Raw genomic sequence first — 21,996 nt, 5'->3', positions numbered from 1 at the left:
GTGAAAGCCGTTTTTAAACTTGGTGTAGAATCCGGCCCGCCTACCGGTAGGTAGCAGGGCCTTGGCCGATTCACTGGCGTACACAGTGGAAAGGCGACCGGGAGACGTGTTGCTGCACGTCCTCCGGTCGCCCTGTTTCTTTCGAGGCCGCCCGGCCCCGATCGCCGCGCTACTGCGGCAAGTTGCTTTGCGCGTCGCCGATCAACGCGTCATAACTGCGCTCGCATTGCCGACCGGCGATGCCTCGCTCGTCAGCGATCTTTGCCAACTCTCCCGCGCGCTCGTCAGCCCGGCCGAACACGTCGGCGAGCAGATCGAGGGCGTCGCCGGTTGCCGGGCTTCCGGCCGCAGCGCCGGCACGCCGGACGTCGGCGACGAGTGCGGCGACTTGCCTGCGCAGCCCGTCAGCAGCAGCACCGGCAACAGCAGCATCAGCGGTTGCCTGATCACGTTCTTTCGCAGCATCGGTTGCGATCTCCTGTTGTGCCGCCAACCGGCGGCGAAATTCGTTACGTTCGTTCGTCAGGTCATCGATCTGCCGCGCCTGATCCGCCACCTTCGCGGATTGGTCGGCATCACGATGTCCCTCGAAGTAGCCGCAGGCAGCGCCGGCAATGACGCCGGCAACGACGAGCAGCCAAATGCGCGGGTCGATCCACGTCATGCGATCACCTCCCCGCCGGCCGCGCGATACGCCGCCAGCAATTTCTCGATGTCGTTTTCGTGCTGGCCGTACCCCGCCCCCGGCAGACTGGCCCATACATTCGACACCTTGGCGATGGCTTCGCGAAACCGGCCAGCATCGACCAACGGCAATGCGCCGTGCTCGCGCAGCTGCTGCAGCGCGTACCGATCCTGCGACACCGGCCCGAAGTCGGGCAGCCTCATCTGCGCCTGATAGATCCGCCACCAGCGCGTGAGGATCTGGTAGCGGCCCGCCGCTGTCGACGGCACGCGGATCTGGCGATTGAGCACGTTCGGATGTGCGGCATAGCTCGCAAACAACAGCGGTCGCGATGCCGTCGCACCGACCAGGACGTTATAACCATCGTCCGATTTCGCGAGCAGCGGCGAGCCGATCTCGCTTACCGCGATGGTGTCGAGAAACGCCACCCGGTTCTTTCCCCCTGCGGCTGCAACACTGATTCGCGCCATCGTCACTTCCCTCCAAACACACGTTTTGCATTCCGGCGCAGCAGCACTTCGAGGTACTGCGACCCCACAATGCCGAGCGCACTCCCCAGACCAAGCAGCGCGATCGGCGGCAGATCCGGAATCTGCAGCAGCGCGAGCCCGGCCACCATCGACGTCGCCGATCCCAATACGGCCCGGCCGACAACCAGCCGAAACGACAACGGCTCGCTACCAACCAACACCTTCGCGATGCCAATCAATCCGCCCATGACGATCAGCTCCAGAATCGTTTTTTCGTGGTCTTGCATCGGTTCCCCTTGCCCGATAAAAAGAAAGGCCGCCCCGGTTGCCCGTGAGCGGCCTGCAAATTCAGTGCGTAACGCGTTACTGCGGCGCCGGCACCACCAGAGTGATTTTCTTGCCTGACTTCTTCTTGTGCCCGACCTTCGCTTTCCCCTTGTTCCCTCCGTTCAAAGTCACGACCGTGATCCACCCGCGCGATGCGAACGTGTGCTCGACCGACTCGACCAGAAACTCACCGTCTACTCCGGTCTTGAACCCCTTCAGCTCGATCGTCTTTTCCGCCGACAGATCTGCGCGGCCGCGCATCGTCAGCCGGCTCGTCGACGTGTGCCGGTTGAGCGTCGCCATTCGCGATGTCGCGCCCGCTTTCGCGGCTTCCGGACTCGCGAACGCATGGCGCTCGGTATGCACCGCGGACGCACCTGGCGGCGCATCCGGGTTCGGGATCGTCAGATCGATCTTCTTCCCGGACTTGCGGTCATGCACCTTCGTGCGCACGGCCGCGAAGCTCGCTCGGTCCGGGAAATTGATGTCGTAATCGAGCAGGTCGCCCGGCGTGAGCGTGACGATCGACAGCGGCTTGCCGCTCGCGCTCTTGCCGCCGCCTCGCGGCAGGACGATCAGCTTGCCGGCCTTGACCGTCGCCGTCGCACCATACTGGCGAGCCACGCGTGTGATGAAGTGCAAATCGCTTTCACCGAACTGGTCGATACGCGGCACGACGACGTCGACGTCACATGCGGCCGCCCATTTGTTACGACGCGCGACGTCGCCGACGATGTCGGCCAGCTTCGCGTTCGACCAGCTCCCGTATCGCTGCGTTTTCGACGTCGCGCGCATGTTCGCAGGCTTGCCCCGGATCACGACGCTGGCCGGCGGCCCGCGCAATCCAACCTCGTCGACGGCGTACTCGCCGAGCATCGACAGCCCCTGTCCCTCCCACCCGATCGACACCTTCAACGTCGCGCCCTTCGGCGGAAACTCGACGCGGCCGTCGCGATCGTCGAGCGTGATCGTGCACTCGTCGGCGTCTAGACCGGGTTTGTCCATCGACCGGATCTCAAGCACGCGATCCTGAATAACCTTCGTCACGTCCGAGCCGTTCGCGACGACCTGAAAAATCGCTTCCATCGCACCTCACTATGTCCAGAGCTGGACGGACTCGGCACGTGGCGCATCGAGATCCGGCATCAGGATCTCGACGCCGGCCGGGAACGGCTGCGGCCGATTCGCCAGCCCCGGATTCGCTTCGTACACGGCCTCGACCGTTCCCTGTAGCGCTCCGTAGAAGCGATAGCAGAGCGTGTCGAGCACGTCACCGTCAGACGTTCTTAAAGTCTTCGCCATAGCGCCCGAACTCCACCGAGAAAGTTTGCTTGCGCGGCAAGCCGTCCGCGAGCAGCGCGTCCTGCTCCTCTTCGATCGCCTGCAACAGCCAGCGGCCGAGCACTTCGCCGTCGCCCGTCGTGAGCTGCACGGGCTTCATCCGGCCGCCGATGGCACGCAGCCGGCTAATCTGCTTCGTACCGCCCCCAAGCGACGGGAACACGACGCCCGACAGCGTGATCGTCTCGCCCCCTTCGCTGACCGGTTGCAGCGCCTCCTGACGATTCAGGCGCTCCTGAGACGCCACGCGATACCGCGTCGCTCGTCGCAACTTGTCGTGAGCAGCCGTCGACAGGTTGAAGTGGAATGCGTCGCCGGCATCCGTCGTCATCGACATCAGGTGCGGCGTGCTCGACGACGCACCGTCGATCAGACCCGACAGCATCGAGCCGACGCCCGTCGACTTGATCACGTCCATCACCGCCGAATCCTTCAGACCCACCGCCGCGTTGAACTGATTCCACGCCCCGCCCAATGCAGACTTGACGCTGTCGGCGGCAGCCCGCACAAGGGGGAAATTCGATCCGTCGACGGCTTTCAGAATCGAGCCGATCGACGCCTGCGTCGCGTTGAAGCTACGCACGACAGCGCCGACCTGCGGAAACAGGTCCGACGCCACCGACAGTGCGCTCGTCGCGCCTGTCAGCAGCTCGGCCGCGCTGCTCAGATTGCCCGTTGCGAGACGTTGCAGCATGTCGACCGTCGCCATGCTCGCCGCGCGGTTTCGATCGAATATGCGAACCATCTGCCGCACGCGCTCCGTCGCGATCCCCGCCTGCGTTGCTGCTCCCGAGATCTGTCGAAACACATCCATAGCGCCTCCCTTACATATGCGGCGCGTCGAACATTGCGGTTCGACTGTTCGCCTTGCGCTGCTGCTCCTCCATCATCCGCGTCAACTGCGGGCTGACCTGTTGGAGAAACTTGTTAGCCATGTCGGTATCGCTCGCCTCGATCTTCACGTTGAAGACCGGCGCGAACGTGTTCGTCTGATCGATACGCGGCCCGAACCGGGCATCTGCCGCCGGACTTTCCGCTGCCTTCGCTGCCTTGGCGACCGCCTCGGCATTCGCGGGCGTCTCGTCGGGTTTCTGGCCCAAGAACTTGCTCGCGATGGCGCTCAGTGCCTTGTCGCCTACAAACGTCCCGAGTGCCCCGCCAAGCACGCCGACGACAGCCGATCCGATCGGCCCGCCGAGCGCCCCGATCGTCGCCCCGACCTTCGCGCCGATCACGCCACCCGCGAGACTGCCGGCGATGCCAGCGAACCGGGTGGCCTTCCGATCGTTCGTATCGGTGCTCGACGCGACGGCGTATGCTTCGCGAGCCGCAAGGCCGAACTTCAGGACGGTCCCCGCAACGGCCAGCTTTCCTGCCCACGGCGCAACCCGACCGAAGAGCGCACGTCCCGCGTTGACGACGCGCCCGATCCTCCCGAGCCGCCCCGCCCGAGCTGCCGCGCGACGCGCGGCTCGACCTGCACGCCCACCGCCCATCAGATCGCCAAGCCCGCCACCATCGACGCCACCGCCGGGCATGTTCACGACAAACACGCGCTGGACGCCACCAGCGGCGCTTGCAGCCCCACCGACTGCATCCAGTGCGCGCCCGACGACGCCACCCGCACCACTGGCACGCCCTGCACCCCCTCGACCACCACGCGCCAGCACCGTCCCGCGCGCGATATCGAACAAGCCGCGACCGATACCCCAAAGTGCCTTTGCTCCGCGCACCGCGAGCACCGTGCCGGCGATGCCGACGACAGCAGCTGTCGCCTTCGGAGCGCTGTCTGCTGCGGACTGGATACCGCTCCCTGCCCCCTTCGCCGCCTCGCCAACGCGATCCGTGATCGGCCGTAGGGCGTCGCCAATGCTGCGCATCGCGTCGTCCCATCGCTGCCCGACCTCGCTCCAGATCTGTTTGGACGTCTCGCGACGTGCCTCCAGATCCTTCTGGATCTCGCCGCTCGCCTGCTGCGCGTTGCGCTTCAGGTTCGAATACAGCTCGGCGTTTTGCATGTATGCCGTCAGCGCCGCCTTGACCTGCATGTCGTTGAACAGGTCGCCGGTCTTCATCGTCTCGGCGAACGCGGCCATCTGCGCCTGACGCTTGGCGGGGTCCATCTCCGAATTGAACTGCTTCGCCGCAGCTGCGAGCTGCTTCGCCTTGGCAGGGTCGACACGCTCGATGTACGCGCGGGCGAGCACGAAAGACGCCTCCAGCGTCGACCAGCCCTTGCCGATCGCCTCGCGCATCTTGGCCTGGTAATCGACACCGGCCTTCGCGTAGTTGCGTTCGGTCTCGCCCGAACCGATCTTCGAAAACCAGTTTTTCAGGTTGTTCGCCGCCTCGTCCGAACTGCCGGCGGTCTTCATCTGCACCTGGAGCATTGCCCCGAGCTGCGTCACCGAGTCCTGCCCCGTGATGCCGATCTTCTTCATCTCGGCGAGTAGCACCGGGAACCAACGCGCCATGTCGACCGACTCGAACGACCCTTCTTTGCCGAGATACGCGATCGCTTCGAGCGCCTTCGACATCTGCTTCGGATCGACGATCTCCGCGTTCTGCTGCAGCGCTTGGATCATCTTCGCGGTTTCGACCGTCGTCGCGCCTTGGCCGATGGAGAACTTCGCGACCAGCGGCGCGAAGTTGAGCGCGCGATCCAGATCCATGCCGCCCGCCACCATCTGGTTGACGGCGTCCGCCAGCTCGTTGCGGCCGATACCGTTCGCCCCGGCGTCACGCCTGATCCGCGTCGCCATCGCGGCCTCTTCCTGCGTGCGCGCGATACCCGCCTTAATCGCGATGTCGCGAATGATCGCCTGATAGTTCGCCGAGATCGTCGCTGGCACCGCGACTGCCGCCGTCAGCTTCACCGCGTCGCCGATCACGCCACGGCCGGCCTCTTGCCCGGCTGCCAGCCGCTCGCGTCCGGCCACCTTCAGATCCAGCCCGCGAGCGGTTCGCCCGAGCTGCGCATACGCGCGGTCGAGCCGGCCAACCTCGATGCCGGCATCTCGCAGCGATTTCAAATTGCTGTCGATCTTGCGGCGAATGCCGTCCGCCGCGCTGTCGCCCGCCAAATGAAGGCGACGGAACTCGTCCTGCAGGCGCATCGTCTCGCCGATCTGGCGCTGCCAGAGCCGCGAGTCGTTCGCCCGCTTCTTCATCGCGTCGATCTTCGACGACGTGTCGGTGATCGCCTTGCCGAACGTCGCCGAGACGGCCCCGCCGATCACGATGCCAAGTGCTAAGTCTTTCGCCATCCCGGCCCCCTCAATCCGTCAGCCACCAGAGCATGTCGTCGACCGTCATCTCGTCAATCGATGTCGGCGACATGCCGTATTCACGCACCAGCCGATTTGCCAGCGCCTTGAGCGTCTTTCTGTCCAGCTTGGCGTACGGATCGAAAGGAGTAGTAGGCGTCCTGCACGCGCTCGTAATCGGCCATGTCCATGTCTTCGATGTCATCGGGCGACACGTCGGCGAGATTGGCGAACAAGATCAGCTCCTGTTGCTCAGCATCGTTCGGAGCGAGCTTCTGCGCACCGCGCATGTCGCGTACCTTCGGCCGGCGCATCGTGAATTTGTCGCATTCGACGCCATTGAGTTTGATCGGATAGGTGAGCGGGACCGTGACCTTTTCCATTGCGATTCCTGAAATGAAAAATGGCGAGCCATCGGCTCGCCATTGATTGAACAAAGTAGCTTTGCTGTGTGTCCGTCGAGTGACGTCGACGAGGCAATTACATGCCGAGCGCCTTACGCATGTCGGCGAGCTGGTCAACGCCGTTGATCACGCGCTTGCACGCGAATACGTCGATCTCATGCACGATCGCGCCGTCGATCTCCATCTTGTAGTAATCGCACGACACACTGTATTTCGCATCGACCTTATCGCCCGGCTTCCATTCGCCGGGATCGACTTCATAGAGCATGCCGCGCATATACACGGCGACTGCCTTCGTCTTGCCGCTGCGATCCTTGAAGCCCGCGCGAAACACACCGTTGAACGCGCCCTGATCGACCAGACCGAAGAAGCGCAGCACCTCGTATTCCATCGTCGACATCGCGAATGACGCATCGAGCGCTTCCATGCCCTGATCGATCTTGACGGTCGCGTCCATGCCGCCCGCACGGAAGTCATCCGTCTTGATCTTCAGCTTGGGCGGCGTAACGCTCGTTGCGCGACCGGCGTATCCGCGGCCGTCGATGAACGCGTTGCAGTTGTGCAGAGTTTCCGGAATCATCGTTCCCCCTTAGATCTGGTTGTCCAGTACTTCGGTCAGCCACTGGTTCGTGACTTCGAAGCGGAAAATCGGGTTTTCGGCCGGCGGGACGTCCGTGAATCGGATGTTCCAGTACACCTTGCCGTCTTCGAGCTGGCTCGCCGTGTTCAGCATCGGGTCCGGATAGACCTCGAAGTTGATCACTGCGCCCTGACGCTTCAGATCACGCATGAACGCGTGCAGCCCTTCGGTCACGTCGCTGACGTACGTCGCCGTAATGCCGCGATCGACCGCCCACTTGTGGCCGGCTTGCACGGCATCCATGACGATGTCGAGCGTGCGCACGCGCGTGACAAACTTCCATTTCGGATCGGCCGACAGCGTACGGTTCCCCCAGAGGCGATACCCGCCGTCGCGAATGATCGTCGTGATGTTCGCGTTGTTGAGCAGGTTCGCCCGGCACGTCTCGTCGCCGTCGAGGTATTCGATCGGCCGGCCCGTCCCCGTGATCTCGACGATCTCCTTGTTCGACGGCGACGCCCAGAAGCCGATCTTCGCGTCGGTCTGACAGAACAGCCCTGCCGCGTACGTCGACGCGGGCAGCGAGATCTCGCCGTTCGTCGCGTTGTTCCACGCCTTCGCGCCGGGGTCGACCATGTACAGGCGCTTGCTGCCGAAGTTCTTCGCGTACGCGATCGCTGCCTCGTCGTCGACGTTCGGGCCATCGATCACGGCCATCGCGCGCAGCTTGCCGGCGAGCGAGTCGGCAGCCGTCGCGACCGGCTGCTTGGACGTATGCCCAGGTGCGACCAGCAAACGCGGTTGTGCGTTGAAGCGCGACTTCGCGTCGAGCAGCGCCTGCATGCCCGTGCGTGCGCCCCCGGCCGACACACCGCCGATGATCGCCGACGTGAGCTGCGCCGCGTCGGCCGCTGCCGGCACCCCCACGGCGATCACAATCGCGCTGCTCTGCGCGTAAATCGCGCGGGCTGCCCGTGCGACCGCGCTGTTCTCGCCGAACGCGCGCACCGCCTCGCCGTAGCTCGTCAGTTGCACCGGGACGTTCGGCTGCGCCAGATCGGGACCGGGAGTGTACGTGTCGGTCATACCGACCACCGAAGACGACGGCACCGCAATCGTGCGCGGACCGCTGTCGACGATCGTCGTCGTGATGCCGTGAAAAAAGGAAGTCGCTGCCATGCGGATCTCCGGAAATAAAAAAGCCGCTCATCGGAGCGGCTTGAAACGAAACGACGCCGGCAACACATGCGGCGTCGGCAAAGTTACTTTTTGACGGTCGTATCGGATGCCTTCGGTTGCTCCGGCTCGGGGGCGGCGTCGGTTGTTGCCGCCTCCTCCGCTCGACGCTGCATTTCCGCCTCGGCCTCAGCGCGATCCTCTTCGGCCTGCTTCTCAGCAGCCGCCCGCTGCGCGGCCTCCTCCGCTTCGCGCTTCGCTTTCGCTGCACGCTCGGCCTCAACCGCCGCGAGAATCGCGGCCTGATCAGGTTCTGCGGGCCACGCAATCTGCGCCGGAAACGTCGGCGACTCGACAACATTCACCAGCGCGACTTGATAATCGGCCCATGCGTCGAACGTCGCCTCTTCGAGATCCGACAGTCGCCCCGTCATCCGAGCGTCCGCCTTGCCGCGATTCTGCTGACGGGCCTTTTCCAGCCGCGCGAAGAAGTCATTCATCGCTGACTCGCGCGCCCGGTCTGCGACGATCTTCTCGTCGACAACCCACGCCCCGTCCCGCCATACGTGCGTATCGGATGGGCGCGGCTCTTCAGTCAGGCCAGCGTCGTCCGGCGTCACACCTGCCACGGTAATTTCCGCCGCGAGACCGGACTCGGTTCGATAGAGGCGCACGCCGCGATAGTCGGGCAGCATCTCCCATTTGTCGGCACGCCAGAACGGCCAGGTACGCGGCGCACGTTCGGGCAGCGGCTCGAGCGTGCAGAATGCGGGAACCAGATAGCGGCTGGAATTCATCGGATCGACATCGGCAAGAAAGCTCACGATGTACTGCCCGGTCAAACTGTCGTATTGATTGCAAAGCATGTTCTACCTCACGAATTAATATGCGCGGATCATGGCAAGCACTGCGATGTTGCGCATGCGCGCTTCGGTGCCCCCGTCAGCGGCAACGCTGATTGCATGCGAGTGACCACCAACACCGCCGATACCGACGGCGTGCGTATGCTGTCCATTTCCATCGATGCCGATAGGGATCGTTGCACCATCCGTTCCCAAGTTGTTCGCACGACCGTTGTCCATGCCGTACCCGCGCCCGGTGCTCGTCGAATACGCACCGTTCGACCCGAGACCAAACCCGTGCGAGTGAGGCTGCTGCGTAATGTTGTGTCCGTGCCAGCCAGCCGCATCAGTCCAAGCGGTATGTGTGTGATCTCCAGCGGCACCTGACGAGGCGCCGTGCGAGTGGGAGCGGTTTTGGCTGTCCTGCCACGAACCGACACCGCGACCAGAATCAACACCCCGCCCGCCGTCAGCACACCGGACACCTTCGCCGCGAAACTCGGGGATGCGGAACGTCGTCTCCCCGTCGCCGATCGAGAAGCACCCCCACCAACCAGCGGCCCAATCCTTCTCCGTTGCGAGCGCACCGCTTGCCTGAGCGTACGCCCAGAGCTGCGGATAATCGGCTCGCTTGAGTAACGCTCCGTCCAGCTTCAGGCAACCCGCCCGCACACTGTTTCGCACCTCGAAAATGATCTGGCCGATCGATGCCGACGCGATCGCATCGACGACGTACGCCGTCGATGCTGCATTGTTCGATCGGTCGCCAGCAGCCGGCGTAGGAACCTGCACCGGACGATCGAAGATCGTGCCTTTGTCGGCCGTGAATCGAGCAGTCACGATTCCGTTGCAGGTGACGCCGAACGCACCGTCCGTGATGTGGTACAGACCCGTATCCGGTGCACCGTCTTTGTCGAACGTCAATGACGGGTTCTGAGGTGTGCCTTCCGACAGGTAGATCCGCGCACCGGCAGCAAGCCAGAGCGCACCCTTGAGCGTCCCGCCGTTGTTCATGTCGAGCGGCGTTAGATTGCCCGTGTGATAGACCATCTGCCCGTCAACACGCAACGTTCGACTGCCGAAGAAGTACTGGAATGAGCCTTTCGTTGCCGAGTACCATCCAACGTTGTCCGCATTCGCGTAGAAGTATCCGTCGACCGCACCGAAGCGAATCCGACCTTCGCCCCATGCGGGCCTCAACGTTATGTCTCCAACGACGTTGACCGATCCACCTAGATACGTACCGGCACCCGTCGCGTCGATGCTCACGGCCCCGGTATCAAGGGTCCATGAAAACGGCCGGTAGTCGTTCCAACTGCCGAGCGGATCACCCTTCTTTGTTTGCAGCCAGTACGCCGTGATGTCGTCGTGACGAAACATCACGCCGTACTGACCGCCGCACGCACGAAGCTGCCCGCCGTCGCCCGAGTCCATCCCCGTAATCTGAACGCCGTTCGCAAACGACGTTCGATACGCAACTTGCATGCCGTCGCGACCATTGTCGGCCGTCGTACCGACGAGCAAACGCCCGCCCTGAGTTAAACGCATTCGCTCCGCACCACCGGAAATCAACGCAAGCCAGCCGCTCGCCACTGCTGGTCCAACAAAGCAGTTGTTACCTTGAATCTCCAGGTGCGAAACGCCCTGCGCCCCGATCTGCAGATACCCGTCGCGCGGCGAGAACATGCCCGTATCGGGATCATTCGCAAACCCGAAACCAGCGTTGTTTGCGTTATTCGGCGTAATTGCGCCGACCTTTCCCAGCAGTACACCCTTCAACGTACCGCCCGTGTACGGCAGCTTTTCGTTACCGAGTGCGTCGGTTCGCTTGCCGAGTGCATCAACTTGCGCACTGACTTCGCCGACACGCTTGTCGGTGCCGTCCGCCCGGTCTTTGAGGTGCCGCGTCCGATTCGCAAGTTGCTTTGTCGGCACGTTGTCGATCCCATCAGGACCACCTTGTACGGGGTCCGACGTTTCGAACTGGTAGACCCCCTCCTCCCACTTGCTTTCTTCTTTCAGATTGGCCATGTACCGATCACCCCTCGCGTAAATTGACCATTGCGCGTCGCGACACCGTTGTGTCGGATCGCAACCTCAGAAAAATCGAGCCACGCGAGCCGGCTACGAGCCGGCGCATAACGCTCGATCGCCCGCTTCAGGTTCTCGCCCTGATCTCGCGTCACCGGCCGCCGCAGCTTCACGATGTACTCGGCCCATGCAGTCGACCCGCCGTGCAGATATCGACCGTCGCGCTTCGCCGAACCGTCTCGCCGCTTGATCTGCCGCCCCTCCTGAATGTCGATCTCGCCGAACCCGAGACGACGAACGATCTCGCGGATCGCCCACGGCGTGCCCTTCTTTTGATAGATCGCCAGAGACGACTTGATCAGCGCGCGTCGCGCCTCTTCCGACTCCGCCAGCTCCCATCCGTCGACTGCCAGCGACCACGCGAGCCACGGCAAGAAAGCGGCCGGGCAGCGATCCGCATCCCAGAGCGTGCGGATCACGTTCGGATCGACAGACGGCCGCATCACCTGTGCGAGCGCGGCCTCTAGACTCGTCTGGTTCGTCGGCAGTAGTGCTTCAGTCGTCATCGTTCACCTTCGGATTCAGCACGATCGATGTACACCGGGCGAACTGATCGATCGCACACACCACGTCAGCCATAGGGGCCTTCAGATCGACACGCACGACACCCGACGCTTTGGGATGCAGCGCCCCGGTTACGGCCGAGCGAGGCATGCCAACCCGTAGCGCTTCGCCCGCAGCGACTGCGATATCGAGATCCTGCCGTCGCGCAGCAAGCACGACGCCCGGATCTGGCCCGCGCCCGATGTACACGTCGGCGACGATCGAGTATTCGACCGGCCGTGCCGGCACAACTAGCAGCGTGTCATTGAGCGGCCGACGATCTTCGGGAGAGAGCGCTCGGCGGACCGTGTCGAGCAGCGCAGCACTGGCAACGCCACCGTTCGAGTACGACTTCACCACGACGCGAACGACACCGCCCTCCGGTCGATCGACGCGCACATCGGCGACATCCGGCGATGCATCCATCGCCATCGACCGATATGCACCGAATGGCCCCGCCGTTGACGAACGCTCGATACCCATCTGCGTACGCAATCGCAGCCGCTCGTCGCGCTCGACTGTCGCGGGGACAGGCGGATGCGCTTCCGGATCACCGGGATCGACTGTCTCCCGCTGCAAATTCCAGAGCACCGCGAGGTGTTCAAGATCCGCGCCCGTCGAGTACGCCAGCAATACGGCTCGGGCTGCATCGTTGACACGCGCCCGAAACCGTATGTCGTCGTACGCCGCCAGCTCGATCAACTTGACGACCGGATCGGATTCGAGCGCAGCCGTCCAATCCGGATAGATGCTCTTGAAGTGTTCGAGCTTGCGCTGGTACACCTCCTCGAAGTCGAGCGTTTCGACGAGATCCGGTGGATCAAGCGCCGACAGATCGATCACTGTCATATCGTCACCTCGAATACAACATCGTCGCCGTTGTATTGGCCGGCGATCCGAAAAGTTACTTTGCCGTCCACGACAGAGAGCGCCTTCACGCTATCCAGCGCAATGCGCGGCTCCCATCGACCGATCGCGCGCGCGGCTTCCGCCTGCGCGGCCGAGATCCATCCGCGCGTGACGGGCAGGTCAACCATCGCAGGGAGATCCGAGCCGTAATCGGGTCGCTCGCGGCGGGTTCCCTTGCGCGTGCTGAGAATGTCCGCGATGCTCTGCACAAGATGATCCAGACCGCCGATCAGTCGGCCCGTACGGCGACACATACCGACCAGCGCGACCATCACTGCGCCTTCGTCGGAATGCGCTTGAAGCACCCGCGCGATTCGAGATACGCGATATGCTCAGGCTCCGTCACTTCCGTTTTGCCGGCCAGCACGGCAACGTGCGAGCCGTCCGGAAACACGATCACGCGGCTGCGGAACTCGGTATCGATGAATGTCACGGGTGCCACCGCCCCGCCTTGCTGTGCGTCTTTCGCCATCACCACCCCCACAAACGAAAAACCCCGCACGGGCGGGGTCAAAAGTTACTTTGCTGTGCTCACACTGGCGGGCCGACCAGCTCGCCGTCGCCCTGCTCACGGTGCCTGTGCTTCGTGAGCGACTTACCGCCGGCCGTAACGTCACCGGTATAGTCCGCACTGCCCTCGATCTTCATCGCGACACCCCCGCCCTCGCCCGGCTTGCCCTGCATGCCACCGTTGAACGTGAGCATTTTCTCGGTCGTCGTGTTACCCGTGAACGTCGAATCCGGAACGTCCGCCAGCAGCTTCGCACTGCGCAGCGTCGCGCCGTCCGCCTTCAGCTCGAACTCAGTCCCGCCGATGCGGAACACGATCCGACCACCGGCAGGCACTGACAGCACGTATTCATGGCCCGCATGGTTGTACTGCTCGTACGCACCGTCCGGGTAATCGATCGCCGTCTCGTCGGGACTCGACCGTCCAGACCCGCCGTGCTGCTCTGTGTAGTAGCCGGGCGCGACGAACGCACCCGCGAGATCGCCGGACGGTGCCCACAGGGCAACCTCCTCGTCAACGGACGGCGGACGCCAATGCCGAACCTTGCCGGCGGCACCGGCCTGCCATTTGAGCCAGTCGCTGACCCAATCGCCGACACGCACTTTCACGCGCGGCGGATCGTACGTGATCGCCTCCACGACCGCAGACTGCGTCAGGCACGCCATGCGGCGATCCATCTCGCCAAGCTCGAAGTCGCTCACACGTCACCCCGCTCCCTGCTCCACCGGATTCCAGTAATGGTCTTCGTGCCCCGGCCCGGTCTCCGGATCGACACCCCACAACACCGCACGCCCCTTCGTCGGCGGTTCGTACGCGTCGCCCAGGTCAAATTCGTGCACCCACTCGACGAGCCAAACGAGATACGTATCCAGTTCGGGCCGGAACGGATCTTCGCCCGCCGACCCGACCTGTTTGCCGGGCGTCATCGGCAGCCCCCACGTCGCCCCGTGCACCGTTTGCAGCACGCGCGCGGACAACTCGCGCACCTGGACCTCAGCATCCTCCACCAGCGGGTCGACGATCACGCGGGCCTGCATGCGCGCGATCAGCGGCACCCGGCCCGTGCCGTCGTCGTGCCCCGGCTCCAGCTCCGCCAGCTCGACCGCGACGAACGGCGTTTCGATTGACTTGCCGATCTTCGGGTACGCGTGGATACGTTCGAGATCGGGCAAGCGCGCACGCAGGCCGGCCTCGATACCGTCATGGAGTTGTTTCAGGTTATCGAGCACGATTCGCCGCCTTCTGGATTTCGTAGTTGACCTCTTGCCGCAGCACCGTCATCAGCCGCGCCTCGCACACACGCGCAGCGCGTCGAAATGCCGGATCGCCGGTCTGCGACCATTCGACCGTCACCACCTCGAACGGCGTTCGCGCCTTTCCGGTGCGACGGTAGATCGCGCCGTCCGGCTGCGCCTTGGTCTTGCGCCACGCGCCCTCGAACAGTGATTTGCCGGCGCGCATCCCCTTCTTCGTGCGCCGAACCGCGCCGAGCCGATGCGCCTCGAGCGGGTTCAACCCGAGCCACACCTTGCCCGTGTCGAGCGAGCGCATGAAGAAGTACATCCGCTGCCGCAGCAGCTTCTGCTGAATGCCCGTCGCGCCGCTGACCTCTTTCGCCGTCTGACTCCGAATCCACGCGCCTGTCTTGCGCAGCGTCCGACGCCATGCCGCCTGCATTGCTGCAGGCGGCAGGCCCGCGAGCGCTTCGAGCGCCCCCCGTACGTCGATCTCGACCTTCAGCAGATCCATCGTCACCTCAGAATCAGGATTGTCCAGCCCGTGCCGGTCGGATGAATCTCGAAGACACGGAACCGCTCGCCCCCCGCTTCGACGATGCTGCCCTCACGCACGCGTGCAGCGTCGTCGTCCGTGATGTCGAGGATCGGCGCAACGAGCTGCGTGCGTTGCGTTCCGAGATCCGGGCCGAGCCACGGCGCCTTGAACATGCCTTGCAGCGGCTTGCCATCGATCTTGACCTCGTCCGACAGGTCTCGCTTCACGGCCGCATCGACGTCGACCATCAGATCCCGGAACGCCATGTCACGCCTTCAGCTTGACCAGCGCCTTCGGGCGCGTGCACAGGTGGATCGGGTTCGACTGCGCCTCGATCTCGACGCCCTTGCCGAAGTCCATCAGCTCCTGCTTCGCGTAGTACGGAATGCCCGTCGTGTTGACTGCCTCGACGTAGTCGGCCGGCGCGAAGCGCGTGATGAACAGGTCCGGCACACCTTCGGGAATCGCGTGCGCTTCGTCGTCCGCGACGTAGCCGACATCGCCGACGCGGCCCCGATAGCGCTCGAACGTGCAACCGCCGAAGTCGAACGCATCGCGCGCGTCGCCACGCAGCGACGCTGCCATCGCGGTCGCAAGGTACGTCTCCTTCACGGTCTTCGCGACGATCAGCTTGTTCCAGAACGACCGGCCGCAGAGTACGCGCACGCCCGTGTACGTCGTCGCGCCCAGCGCATCTTCGATCGCGTCCTGCACCTCGACGCACTTCACGCGGATCTCGGTGTCGGCCTTGCCCAGGTCGAACGGGATCACCGTCTGCTCGATGCCGAAATACTGGAGCAGGTCGATCAGCACCGTCTTGCCGTCCGCATCCAGAACAGCGCCCTTGATCGCGCCGATACGATGGAATTCGTGCGTCGCGTCGAGCTGGCGGCGCATCTTCGCGAGCCGGCGATTCACGACGGTCTGCAGCGCCTCCAGCTCGGTCTCGGAACCGAATGCGCGCAAATTCTGTATCTCGTCCGCCTTGATCACTGCGCGCTGCGGCAGATGCACCGTATTGAACGGGATCATCTTGCGCTTGCTGCCAACGACAACGCCTGCCGGCGAACCGCGCTCGCCCGCCGCGACGAGTGCGAGCGTGTCGCCGTCGCGCTCGATCTGGATCGTCGTCGTCGTGATGCCGTCCTCTTCGAACAGGCCGAGCGTGCCGATCCGGCCGGGAACATACGGCTGATCGTTGATCGCAGCACTCAGGGACGACAGCGAGAACGCATCGTCTTGAAACAGGGCGATATCCGCCATACAACCTCCGACATGAAAATGGATACAAAAAAGCCACGCGGTCGGCGTGGCCTTGAATGGGGTGTGTCGCGATCAGCGGACGATCACGTGTCGCTCGGCGAGATCGCCACGACCGGCGGCATCGAGACCCGTGAGCAGCCCGCCCGCGACTTCGGCGAGCCGGACGATCCCCGTCGCCCGACGCGACGCGTCGGACGCCGCCAGCGGCGCATAGAGCACGGCTGCTGCGACTTCGGAACCGTCGTTCGCGGCGTTGTCGTACGGCGCGTATTCGCCGGTACTGGTTACGCCGAGCACCTGCCCGGCCGGCAGTGCAGCGCCTGCCTTCACGACGATCCGCTCGCGCGAGATCTGGCCGTTGCCCTCCGACACGAGAAATTCGGCCGGGAGATTTGCCTGTACCTTCCAGTTCGACATGAGTTTTCCCCTCCTCGGGTTACGTCAAAGTTACTTGCCGCTCTTGCGAGCCGCGTAGATGGACGCCGCACGCGGCGCATTCGCGACCACGGGCGCGTCTTGCGACACAACCGGGGCAGCACGATGGTTGATCGGCTTCTGCGAGGCCGTGACACGCTCGAACAGCCGCGCACGCACCTGATCCGCCGTCAGCCCGTCCGCAACGAAGCCGGCCGTCAGCTCGGTCAGGCTCGCGGCCAGACAGATACCGGCGATGTCCTGCGCACTGCGGATCGCCGCGTCGACGGTCGCCCGATCGCGCAGGCCGGTCGCCAGCACGATGCCCTCGGCGCAGTGCTCGATGCGAGCGTCGCGACACGTCGCGTACACATGCGCCGCCAGCGCCGTGACGTCCGGTGCTGCCGGCGGCTGCGACGAAGGATCGGCCGGCGGATTGACCGGCGGCACCTCGCCGTCGCCCTCCAGCACCGCCACGATTTCGGCCGGCACCGCCGCGTAGCGCGCAGCGAGCCGCGCAGCGCCCGCGTATGCGGCGATGCGGATCGGGTCTACGATTGCATCGCAGAAGCCTTGCTCCTTCGCTTGCGCGGCCGTGAGCCAAGTCTCGGCGTCCATGATCGCGCGGACCTCCTCTTCGGTCCGGCCGCTGCGCTCGACGTAGGCCGCCAACATGCTGTCCGACATGCTTTCCAGCAGATCAGCGAGCTTGCGCAGATCGCCCGCCTCGCCGGCCGCGACCGTGTGCGGGTTGTGAATCATCAGCCGCGCGTTCGACGGCATCTCGATCGTGTCGCAAGCCATCAGGATCAACGACGCTGCCGACGCGGCGACGCCGTCGACGCGCCCCTTCACCTTGCCGGCATACCGACGCACCGCGTTATAGATAGCGAACGCGTCGAACACGTCGCCACCCATCGAGTTGATCGCGACGACGATCGATGTCGCGGTTGCCGCCACCTCGTCGAGCTTCGCGGCAAACAGATCGGCATCGGTGCCCCAGAATCCGATGTCGCCGTAAATCCGGATCTCGACCTCGCTCCCGCCCGCCGCGTTCGCTTGCGCGCGGATGTCCCACCACCGCTTCTTCCCTTTCATTCGCCATCCCCATTAGAAAGATCGCCCGCTCCGTCGACCGGATCGAGCGTGTCATATCGAATCCCAAGCCGACGCTCGCGTGCGAGATCGTCCGCGTTCTCTCGGTCGACCTGCTCCGGATCGTCACCACGCGACAACACCGCCCCCGTCCGACTCGCCAGCCCGGAGCGGATCTCCATCCGCTTCGCCGTGACGTCCTGCACCGGATGGATATACGGCCAGCCCTGCGGCACCCATCGCACCCGCAGATAGTCGCGACGGCGTCGGTAGTAGTCCGGCATCGGTATCGCGCCCGACAACGCGCAAGCGTCGACCCACCAGCGCCAAACCTTCCGGCAAAACTGATGAATGAACACGTTCCACTGGATCTGCTCGACCGACCGGCGGAACTCGTTCAAGATCACCCGCAGCACACGATCGCTCACGTCGCGCAGATCGCCCGTCATGACCTCGTACGGCATGCCCACCGACGCCGCAGCGGCCATCAGTTGCTGACGCATGAACAGCCCGTAGTCGGTCCCTGCGCCCGGCGGCTCTGCAAACGTGACGCTTTCACCCGGAGCCAGCTCCTGCATGCTCCCCGGTTCGAGCGACACGACCGGCGAGAAGCCGTCGACGTCGTATTGCATTTCACCGCCCGTCACCGGATCGCCCGGAAAACCCGGCTCGGCCGGCGGCTTCGTGATGAACCCGGCGAAGAGGTTGCTGACCTCCTGCCGGAACAGCACCGCATCGTCGAAGTTGTCCAGCGACTTGAGCCGCAGCAGCACCGTCGACAGCTCCGGAACCCCGCGCACCTGGCCGGGCCGCAGCGCGAGAAAAACGTGCGCGATCTCGTCGGCCGGCACGCGCACGGTCTGCATGTTGGCAGTCGATGCACGCCCGTACTCGCCGGGATGACGCTGCAGCAGGTGATACGCAACGCGTCGACCGTCCGTGTTGAACTCGACGCCGTTCACGATCTCGCCCCCGCCCGGCACAATCTCGTTCTTCTCCATCGGAAGCAGATCGCCTTCGAGAAGCCGGATCTGCATCGGGACCGCCAAGCCTTCGCGAGGACTGCGCAATTGACGACGCACCAGCACCTCGCCGTCGCCGAAGAACGCACGCGCTGCGAGCGTCTGTACACCGGCCATATCGAACAGATCGTCCGCGTCGATCTCCTCGCAGCTATCTTCCCAAAGTTGCTTTTGCATCTTGCGCACCGCATCGTTCGGATGCTGCGGGTGCGCTTGGATGCCGTTCCCGATCGTGTTCGATACGAGTCGCGCGATCGCCGTCTTCGCCCACGGATCGTTGCGGATCGCGTCGCGAGCACGCGAGCGCAACAGCGGCAGGTTTTGTGCCGCCGCTGCATTCGGTCCCGCGCTCGACGTCCGCCACGACTTCGCCCGTGCGCCTGTCGTGCTCGCCGACTCGTAGGCCGCCGCCTTGAGCCGCGTCGGTACCACGAATCCGCGCCGCGCGAGTGACGGAAAGCCCCCCTTCATCGCACCCCCTTGCCGGCGTGGCGAATCCTGACAATCGACGAACGCCCGGCCGCGCCGTTCAGGTCGCGAATAATCTCGGTGCGCGCCTCGCGCAGCTCGCCGATCGAGCGATATTTCACGCGCCGGTCGGCATACTGGACTTCCAGCTCGCCCTTCGCGATTGCAGACTGGATGTTCTGCAGATCCTGTTTTGTGTATGCCATGCGATTCCCTCGTTTAGCGCCGCTTCAGGTACGTCGAGCGACCAACACGACGCCCCTGAATGCGCGAAACCCCGCTCGGGGGCGGGGTTTCGGTGGGTTTTGCTACCTGCGGCGACGGCCGCGGACGCTCTGTAACTACCTCGTCGACCGGCGGGTCGGGCAGCACCTCGGCAGGCAGCGCCGACGGCAATGCCTCCAGCACCGGAACCGCATCGAACAACGAGACCTGCGACGCACGATGCTGCGCGACTTGCCAGTCTGCTTCCTTCATCAGGTGCACCTTCACACTACGGGCCGCGTGCAACGCATACCCTTCACAATCCAGCGCTTCGTTTCTTGGACTGATCTTCTTCCACACGCGCTTACCGCCACGTGGACCCGGCACCTTTACCTCTGCAGTGAGCTGCGATAGGTAGTCGCTGCGCACGCCGCTGTACCAGTGCATGCGGCCTGGCCCGTCGCCTTCAAGCTTCAGCCGGTTTTCGAGGATCAGATCCTTCGCGCGGCTCACGCCAACCATGTACGGGCGCAGCCCGTACTTCGCTGCCTTGCTGTTGTTGCGCGTCGAGTCGATCGATGCCTTCGGCACGCTGAATATCTCCGCGTCGACGTTGCTGCTGCCTTTGACCGCCATGACGTTGTAACCGGCCTGCTGCGCCGCGCGCACATACTTGTATACGGCGTCCGACGTCGCACCGTCCGACGAGTCGATCGAGGTTGCGCGTACGCGCAGCAGCCAGCCGTTCTCATGCCGGTATGCGTGCGACAGCAGCATCGTCAACGCACCCCATACGCCGCCCGTCATCGGGTCTTGCTGTTGCTCCGTCACATTGCCGTAGATCTCGCCCCAAAGAACGAGCCAGCTTTCCTCGCCCCGCCCCCATGCGCGCAGGACGATCGCGAGCCGGTCGTGCTGCACGTCGACGCCAAGCGTCAACACCAGACCGCCAGTCGGCACGGTCAGCTCCGCGTACGGCAGCGCACGTTGCGCGAGCACGTCCAGCTCGGGCAGATCGGTCTTGTACTTGTACGCCCGGCCCTGCGAGTTGTTCACGAACGAACGCATCTTCGTGTCGTCGCCCTCGCGCAGCGCCTTGTCGGCCGTCAGCCACTTCTTGACCAGCTCGGCCATGTTCGAGCCGGGGAACGGCGACACCAGCTCGTTGATGCGGAAGCCGGCAACGCCGTGAAACGGTGCCGTCGCAACCCATCGCCCGCGACGGACCGCGCGAATGCGCGTCGCGTCGTCCCACAAAGAGCCGCAATGCGGGCAGGTGTAACGAGCCGTCTCCGGTTGGGCGCGGCCGTAGACCTCATGTACGACTTCGGCGCCCTCGCTCCACGTGACGTTTTCCCACGCCAGCTCATGCTCCTCGTCACAATCAGGGCACGGCACCAGATACACGCGCTGATCCGATGCCGCGTAAGCCTGCTGGATGCGCGACAGCCCGTCGATGGTTGGCGTGCCGCCCAAGATCATCTTGCGCCGCCGGGCCGAATAGCTCTTGTTCCGCTCCTCCAGCAGCGTGATCGAATCGCCCTGCTCGCGCACGTTCGTATTCGCGTCGTCCGGCTCCTCGACCGCAACGACCGGGGCCGGCGTCGACTTCACTTCGTCCGGCGCATTCGACGTGATGAACTTCAGGAAGCCGCGCGCGAACGTCTTGTGATCCCACAAGTTGTTTTTGTCGCGGGCCGCGTGAACCGGCAATTTCGCCGAGAGGCGAGGCGTCACCTCGACCATCGGCTCGAACTTCTCCAGGTTGAACTTCTTCGCCGTCTTCTCTTTCGGGAACATGACGATCATCGGGCACGGATCAACGTCGATCCGCTTGCCGATGTAGTTCAGCAGCACGCCATCTGTCCACGCGACCTGCGCCGACTTCATGCACACGATCTTCTGCACCGTCGGATCGTCCAGCGCTTCGTGCATGCCGAACACCCACGGCGTGATGTTCGGGTTATACCGGCCGGGGCTGGCCGAACCCTTCGCGCTCAACCGACGATGTTTGCGTGCCCAGTCCGTCGTCCCAATCCGCTCCGGGGGACGCAGCATCGTCGCGATCCGGCGAATCACCGCGTGGACTGTCTGGGTCGTATTCAGAAAGCTGCTCAAGGCATCCATATATATGCTCGTTCAACCATTCGACATCCACCTCGACGCCGTATAGCGTGCGCAGCTCCTGCACCAGCTTGTCGGACAGCGACAGCAGCTCCGTTTGAAATGCGCCGACCATCAGGCCGTACGCCTGTTCAAGCTGCGCCGCATTGACGAGCTGCCCCTTCTTCTCGGCCAGCGTCAGGAGCTTGATCTCGCGATCGACGCGCTCCGTCATCGCTCGCTCGGCGACGAGATCGATACCGGTCTCGCTGGAACGACCGGCCGCGACCTCACGCAGATGCCGGATGTAGGCGATGCGGATCTCGTCGATAGACACCGCTCGGTAATCGAGCTGGACCTTGTCGACGAACCGCGAAACGGCCGACTGGTCAAGGTCGAGATGGTCAGCGATCTGCTGCTGAGTCGGCATGAATATGACCCCCTATGGAGACTCGCCAGTAGAGAAAAAACGCGGGTGCGAGCCCCCGCGTGTGGCGATGCCCTGAGGG

At 64.1% G+C, this 21,996-nt stretch carries 27 protein-coding genes; all 27 read right to left on the bottom strand.

Features of this window, described 5'->3' with window-relative positions; genetic code table 11:
- Positions 1-169: 169 nt before the first annotated feature.
- A complete protein-coding gene (locus DPV74_RS08500; protein ID WP_113044962.1) occupies positions 170-664 on the bottom strand; it encodes a DUF2514 family protein in 495 nt (164 codons plus the stop codon).
- The gene (locus DPV74_RS08495) at positions 661-1,155 is read right to left on the bottom strand and encodes a glycoside hydrolase family protein (RefSeq protein ID WP_119336980.1); all 495 of its coding nucleotides are present in this window, start codon (positions 1,153-1,155) and stop codon (positions 661-663) included. The genes DPV74_RS08500 and DPV74_RS08495 overlap by 4 nt, the downstream gene beginning before the upstream one ends.
- Positions 1,156-1,157: 2 nt before the next feature.
- Entirely contained in the window at positions 1,158-1,442 is a 285-nt protein-coding gene (locus DPV74_RS08490; RefSeq protein WP_034188712.1) for a phage holin family protein, read from the bottom strand.
- 76 nt (positions 1,443-1,518) lie between these two features.
- Positions 1,519-2,568, bottom strand: a complete 1,050-nt coding sequence (locus DPV74_RS08485; protein WP_119336979.1) for a phage late control D family protein — start codon at positions 2,566-2,568, stop codon at positions 1,519-1,521.
- Between the two features lie 9 nt (positions 2,569-2,577).
- A complete protein-coding gene (locus tag DPV74_RS08480; protein ID WP_027789299.1) occupies positions 2,578-2,784 on the bottom strand; it encodes a tail protein X in 207 nt (68 codons plus the stop codon).
- Entirely contained in the window at positions 2,759-3,637 is an 879-nt protein-coding gene (locus tag DPV74_RS08475) for a phage tail protein (protein WP_119336978.1), read from the bottom strand. The genes DPV74_RS08480 and DPV74_RS08475 overlap by 26 nt, the downstream gene beginning before the upstream one ends.
- A 10-nt stretch (positions 3,638-3,647) precedes the next feature.
- Complete coding sequence (locus tag DPV74_RS08470; RefSeq protein ID WP_119336977.1) at positions 3,648-6,089, bottom strand: phage tail tape measure protein; 2,442 nt, start codon at positions 6,087-6,089, stop codon at positions 3,648-3,650.
- Between the two features lie 80 nt (positions 6,090-6,169).
- Positions 6,170-6,472: a phage tail assembly protein gene (locus DPV74_RS08465; protein WP_119336976.1), complete on the bottom strand. Its 303-nt coding sequence runs from the start codon at positions 6,470-6,472 to the stop codon at positions 6,170-6,172.
- A 97-nt stretch (positions 6,473-6,569) separates the two neighbouring features.
- The gene (locus DPV74_RS08460; RefSeq protein WP_060373121.1) at positions 6,570-7,073 is read right to left on the bottom strand and encodes a phage major tail tube protein; all 504 of its coding nucleotides are present in this window, start codon (positions 7,071-7,073) and stop codon (positions 6,570-6,572) included.
- 9 nt (positions 7,074-7,082) lie between these two features.
- Positions 7,083-8,252: a phage tail sheath family protein gene (locus DPV74_RS08455; protein WP_119336975.1), complete on the bottom strand. Its 1,170-nt coding sequence runs from the start codon at positions 8,250-8,252 to the stop codon at positions 7,083-7,085.
- Between the two features lie 83 nt (positions 8,253-8,335).
- Positions 8,336-9,115: a tail fiber assembly protein gene (locus DPV74_RS08450; protein ID WP_119336974.1), complete on the bottom strand. Its 780-nt coding sequence runs from the start codon at positions 9,113-9,115 to the stop codon at positions 8,336-8,338.
- Positions 9,116-9,130: 15 nt separating this feature from the next.
- Positions 9,131-11,122 carry a phage tail protein gene (locus tag DPV74_RS08445; protein ID WP_119336973.1) on the bottom strand — a complete coding sequence of 664 codons (1,992 nt, stop codon included), beginning with the start codon at positions 11,120-11,122 and terminating at the stop codon, positions 9,131-9,133.
- Entirely contained in the window at positions 11,110-11,688 is a 579-nt protein-coding gene (locus tag DPV74_RS08440; protein WP_034195755.1) for a phage tail protein I, read from the bottom strand. The genes DPV74_RS08445 and DPV74_RS08440 overlap by 13 nt, the downstream gene beginning before the upstream one ends.
- Positions 11,678-12,574, bottom strand: coding sequence for a baseplate J/gp47 family protein (locus tag DPV74_RS08435; RefSeq protein ID WP_060223066.1), 897 nt, complete (start codon positions 12,572-12,574; stop codon positions 11,678-11,680). The genes DPV74_RS08440 and DPV74_RS08435 overlap by 11 nt, the downstream gene beginning before the upstream one ends.
- A complete protein-coding gene (locus tag DPV74_RS08430; RefSeq protein ID WP_034195754.1) occupies positions 12,571-12,906 on the bottom strand; it encodes a GPW/gp25 family protein in 336 nt (111 codons plus the stop codon). Before DPV74_RS08430 ends, DPV74_RS08435 begins: the two co-directional genes overlap by 4 nt.
- Positions 12,906-13,148: a hypothetical protein gene (locus DPV74_RS08425; protein ID WP_226127317.1), complete on the bottom strand. Its 243-nt coding sequence runs from the start codon at positions 13,146-13,148 to the stop codon at positions 12,906-12,908. The genes DPV74_RS08430 and DPV74_RS08425 overlap by 1 nt, the downstream gene beginning before the upstream one ends.
- A 17-nt stretch (positions 13,149-13,165) precedes the next feature.
- A complete protein-coding gene (locus DPV74_RS08420) occupies positions 13,166-13,846 on the bottom strand; it encodes a phage baseplate assembly protein V (RefSeq protein WP_119336972.1) in 681 nt (226 codons plus the stop codon).
- A gap of 3 nt (positions 13,847-13,849) precedes the next feature.
- Positions 13,850-14,374 carry a hypothetical protein gene (locus DPV74_RS08415; protein WP_027787014.1) on the bottom strand — a complete coding sequence of 175 codons (525 nt, stop codon included), beginning with the start codon at positions 14,372-14,374 and terminating at the stop codon, positions 13,850-13,852.
- On the bottom strand, positions 14,364-14,894 hold the full coding sequence (locus tag DPV74_RS08410) for a phage tail protein (RefSeq protein WP_059554181.1): 531 nt from the start codon (positions 14,892-14,894) through the stop codon (positions 14,364-14,366). The genes DPV74_RS08415 and DPV74_RS08410 overlap by 11 nt, the downstream gene beginning before the upstream one ends.
- Before the next feature lie 2 nt (positions 14,895-14,896).
- Positions 14,897-15,184, bottom strand: coding sequence for a hypothetical protein (locus tag DPV74_RS08405; protein ID WP_119336971.1), 288 nt, complete (start codon positions 15,182-15,184; stop codon positions 14,897-14,899).
- Between the two features lies 1 nt (position 15,185).
- Positions 15,186-16,181 (bottom strand): major capsid protein, encoded by a 996-nt coding sequence (locus DPV74_RS08400; protein ID WP_059497683.1) that lies wholly within the window; start codon positions 16,179-16,181, stop codon positions 15,186-15,188.
- A gap of 72 nt (positions 16,182-16,253) precedes the next feature.
- On the bottom strand, positions 16,254-16,598 hold the full coding sequence (locus DPV74_RS08395) for a head decoration protein (protein WP_060157993.1): 345 nt from the start codon (positions 16,596-16,598) through the stop codon (positions 16,254-16,256).
- Between the two features lie 30 nt (positions 16,599-16,628).
- Positions 16,629-17,693 carry a head maturation protease, ClpP-related gene (locus tag DPV74_RS08390; RefSeq protein ID WP_119336970.1) on the bottom strand — a complete coding sequence of 355 codons (1,065 nt, stop codon included), beginning with the start codon at positions 17,691-17,693 and terminating at the stop codon, positions 16,629-16,631.
- Positions 17,690-19,183 carry a phage portal protein gene (locus DPV74_RS08385; RefSeq protein WP_119336969.1) on the bottom strand — a complete coding sequence of 498 codons (1,494 nt, stop codon included), beginning with the start codon at positions 19,181-19,183 and terminating at the stop codon, positions 17,690-17,692. The genes DPV74_RS08390 and DPV74_RS08385 overlap by 4 nt, the downstream gene beginning before the upstream one ends.
- Complete coding sequence (locus DPV74_RS08380; RefSeq protein ID WP_006497114.1) at positions 19,180-19,386, bottom strand: phage head-tail joining protein; 207 nt, start codon at positions 19,384-19,386, stop codon at positions 19,180-19,182. Before DPV74_RS08380 ends, DPV74_RS08385 begins: the two co-directional genes overlap by 4 nt.
- 13 nt (positions 19,387-19,399) lie before the next feature.
- Positions 19,400-21,385, bottom strand: a complete 1,986-nt coding sequence (locus DPV74_RS08375) for a phage terminase large subunit family protein (protein ID WP_205571899.1) — start codon at positions 21,383-21,385, stop codon at positions 19,400-19,402.
- Positions 21,348-21,917 (bottom strand): MarR family transcriptional regulator, encoded by a 570-nt coding sequence (locus DPV74_RS08370; RefSeq protein WP_205571898.1) that lies wholly within the window; start codon positions 21,915-21,917, stop codon positions 21,348-21,350. Before DPV74_RS08370 ends, DPV74_RS08375 begins: the two co-directional genes overlap by 38 nt.
- Positions 21,918-21,996 lie beyond the last annotated feature (79 nt).

Source organism: Burkholderia sp. HAN2018, from assembly GCF_024704855.1.
GTDB classification, from domain to species: domain Bacteria; phylum Pseudomonadota; class Gammaproteobacteria; order Burkholderiales; family Burkholderiaceae; genus Burkholderia; species Burkholderia cepacia.
This window is presented reverse-complemented; position numbering and strand designations above follow the sequence as displayed.

Bases quoted from the DNA above. Each gene is read 5' to 3' on its own strand.
- DPV74_RS08385 (WP_119336969.1), bottom strand. From the start codon at position 19,183: ATGAAGGGGGGCTTTCCGTCACTCGCGCGGCGCGGATTCGTGGTACCG.
- DPV74_RS08400 (WP_059497683.1), bottom strand. From the start codon at position 16,181: ATGGCGGATATCGCCCTGTTTCAAGACGATGCGTTCTCGCTGTCGTCC.
- DPV74_RS08480 (WP_027789299.1), bottom strand. From the start codon at position 2,784: ATGGCGAAGACTTTAAGAACGTCTGACGGTGACGTGCTCGACACGCTC.
- DPV74_RS08500 (WP_113044962.1), bottom strand. From the start codon at position 664: ATGACGTGGATCGACCCGCGCATTTGGCTGCTCGTCGTTGCCGGCGTC.
- DPV74_RS08490 (WP_034188712.1), bottom strand. From the start codon at position 1,442: ATGCAAGACCACGAAAAAACGATTCTGGAGCTGATCGTCATGGGCGGA.
- DPV74_RS08475 (WP_119336978.1), bottom strand. From the start codon at position 3,637: ATGGATGTGTTTCGACAGATCTCGGGAGCAGCAACGCAGGCGGGGATC.
- DPV74_RS08435 (WP_060223066.1), bottom strand. From the start codon at position 12,574: ATGACAGTGATCGATCTGTCGGCGCTTGATCCACCGGATCTCGTCGAA.
- DPV74_RS08440 (WP_034195755.1), bottom strand. From the start codon at position 11,688: ATGACGACTGAAGCACTACTGCCGACGAACCAGACGAGTCTAGAGGCC.
- DPV74_RS08485 (WP_119336979.1), bottom strand. From the start codon at position 2,568: ATGGAAGCGATTTTTCAGGTCGTCGCGAACGGCTCGGACGTGACGAAG.
- DPV74_RS08495 (WP_119336980.1), bottom strand. From the start codon at position 1,155: ATGGCGCGAATCAGTGTTGCAGCCGCAGGGGGAAAGAACCGGGTGGCG.
- DPV74_RS08465 (WP_119336976.1), bottom strand. From the start codon at position 6,472: ATGGAAAAGGTCACGGTCCCGCTCACCTATCCGATCAAACTCAATGGC.
- DPV74_RS08370 (WP_205571898.1), bottom strand. From the start codon at position 21,917: ATGCCGACTCAGCAGCAGATCGCTGACCATCTCGACCTTGACCAGTCG.
- DPV74_RS08380 (WP_006497114.1), bottom strand. From the start codon at position 19,386: ATGGCATACACAAAACAGGATCTGCAGAACATCCAGTCTGCAATCGCG.
- DPV74_RS08455 (WP_119336975.1), bottom strand. From the start codon at position 8,252: ATGGCAGCGACTTCCTTTTTTCACGGCATCACGACGACGATCGTCGAC.
- DPV74_RS08395 (WP_060157993.1), bottom strand. From the start codon at position 16,598: ATGTCGAACTGGAAGGTACAGGCAAATCTCCCGGCCGAATTTCTCGTG.
- DPV74_RS08390 (WP_119336970.1), bottom strand. From the start codon at position 17,693: ATGAAAGGGAAGAAGCGGTGGTGGGACATCCGCGCGCAAGCGAACGCG.
- DPV74_RS08450 (WP_119336974.1), bottom strand. From the start codon at position 9,115: ATGCTTTGCAATCAATACGACAGTTTGACCGGGCAGTACATCGTGAGC.
- DPV74_RS08470 (WP_119336977.1), bottom strand. From the start codon at position 6,089: ATGGCGAAAGACTTAGCACTTGGCATCGTGATCGGCGGGGCCGTCTCG.
- DPV74_RS08410 (WP_059554181.1), bottom strand. From the start codon at position 14,894: ATGGATCTGCTGAAGGTCGAGATCGACGTACGGGGGGCGCTCGAAGCG.
- DPV74_RS08430 (WP_034195754.1), bottom strand. From the start codon at position 12,906: ATGGTCGCGCTGGTCGGTATGTGTCGCCGTACGGGCCGACTGATCGGC.
- DPV74_RS08460 (WP_060373121.1), bottom strand. From the start codon at position 7,073: ATGATTCCGGAAACTCTGCACAACTGCAACGCGTTCATCGACGGCCGC.
- DPV74_RS08405 (WP_119336971.1), bottom strand. From the start codon at position 15,184: ATGGCGTTCCGGGATCTGATGGTCGACGTCGATGCGGCCGTGAAGCGA.
- DPV74_RS08445 (WP_119336973.1), bottom strand. From the start codon at position 11,122: ATGGCCAATCTGAAAGAAGAAAGCAAGTGGGAGGAGGGGGTCTACCAG.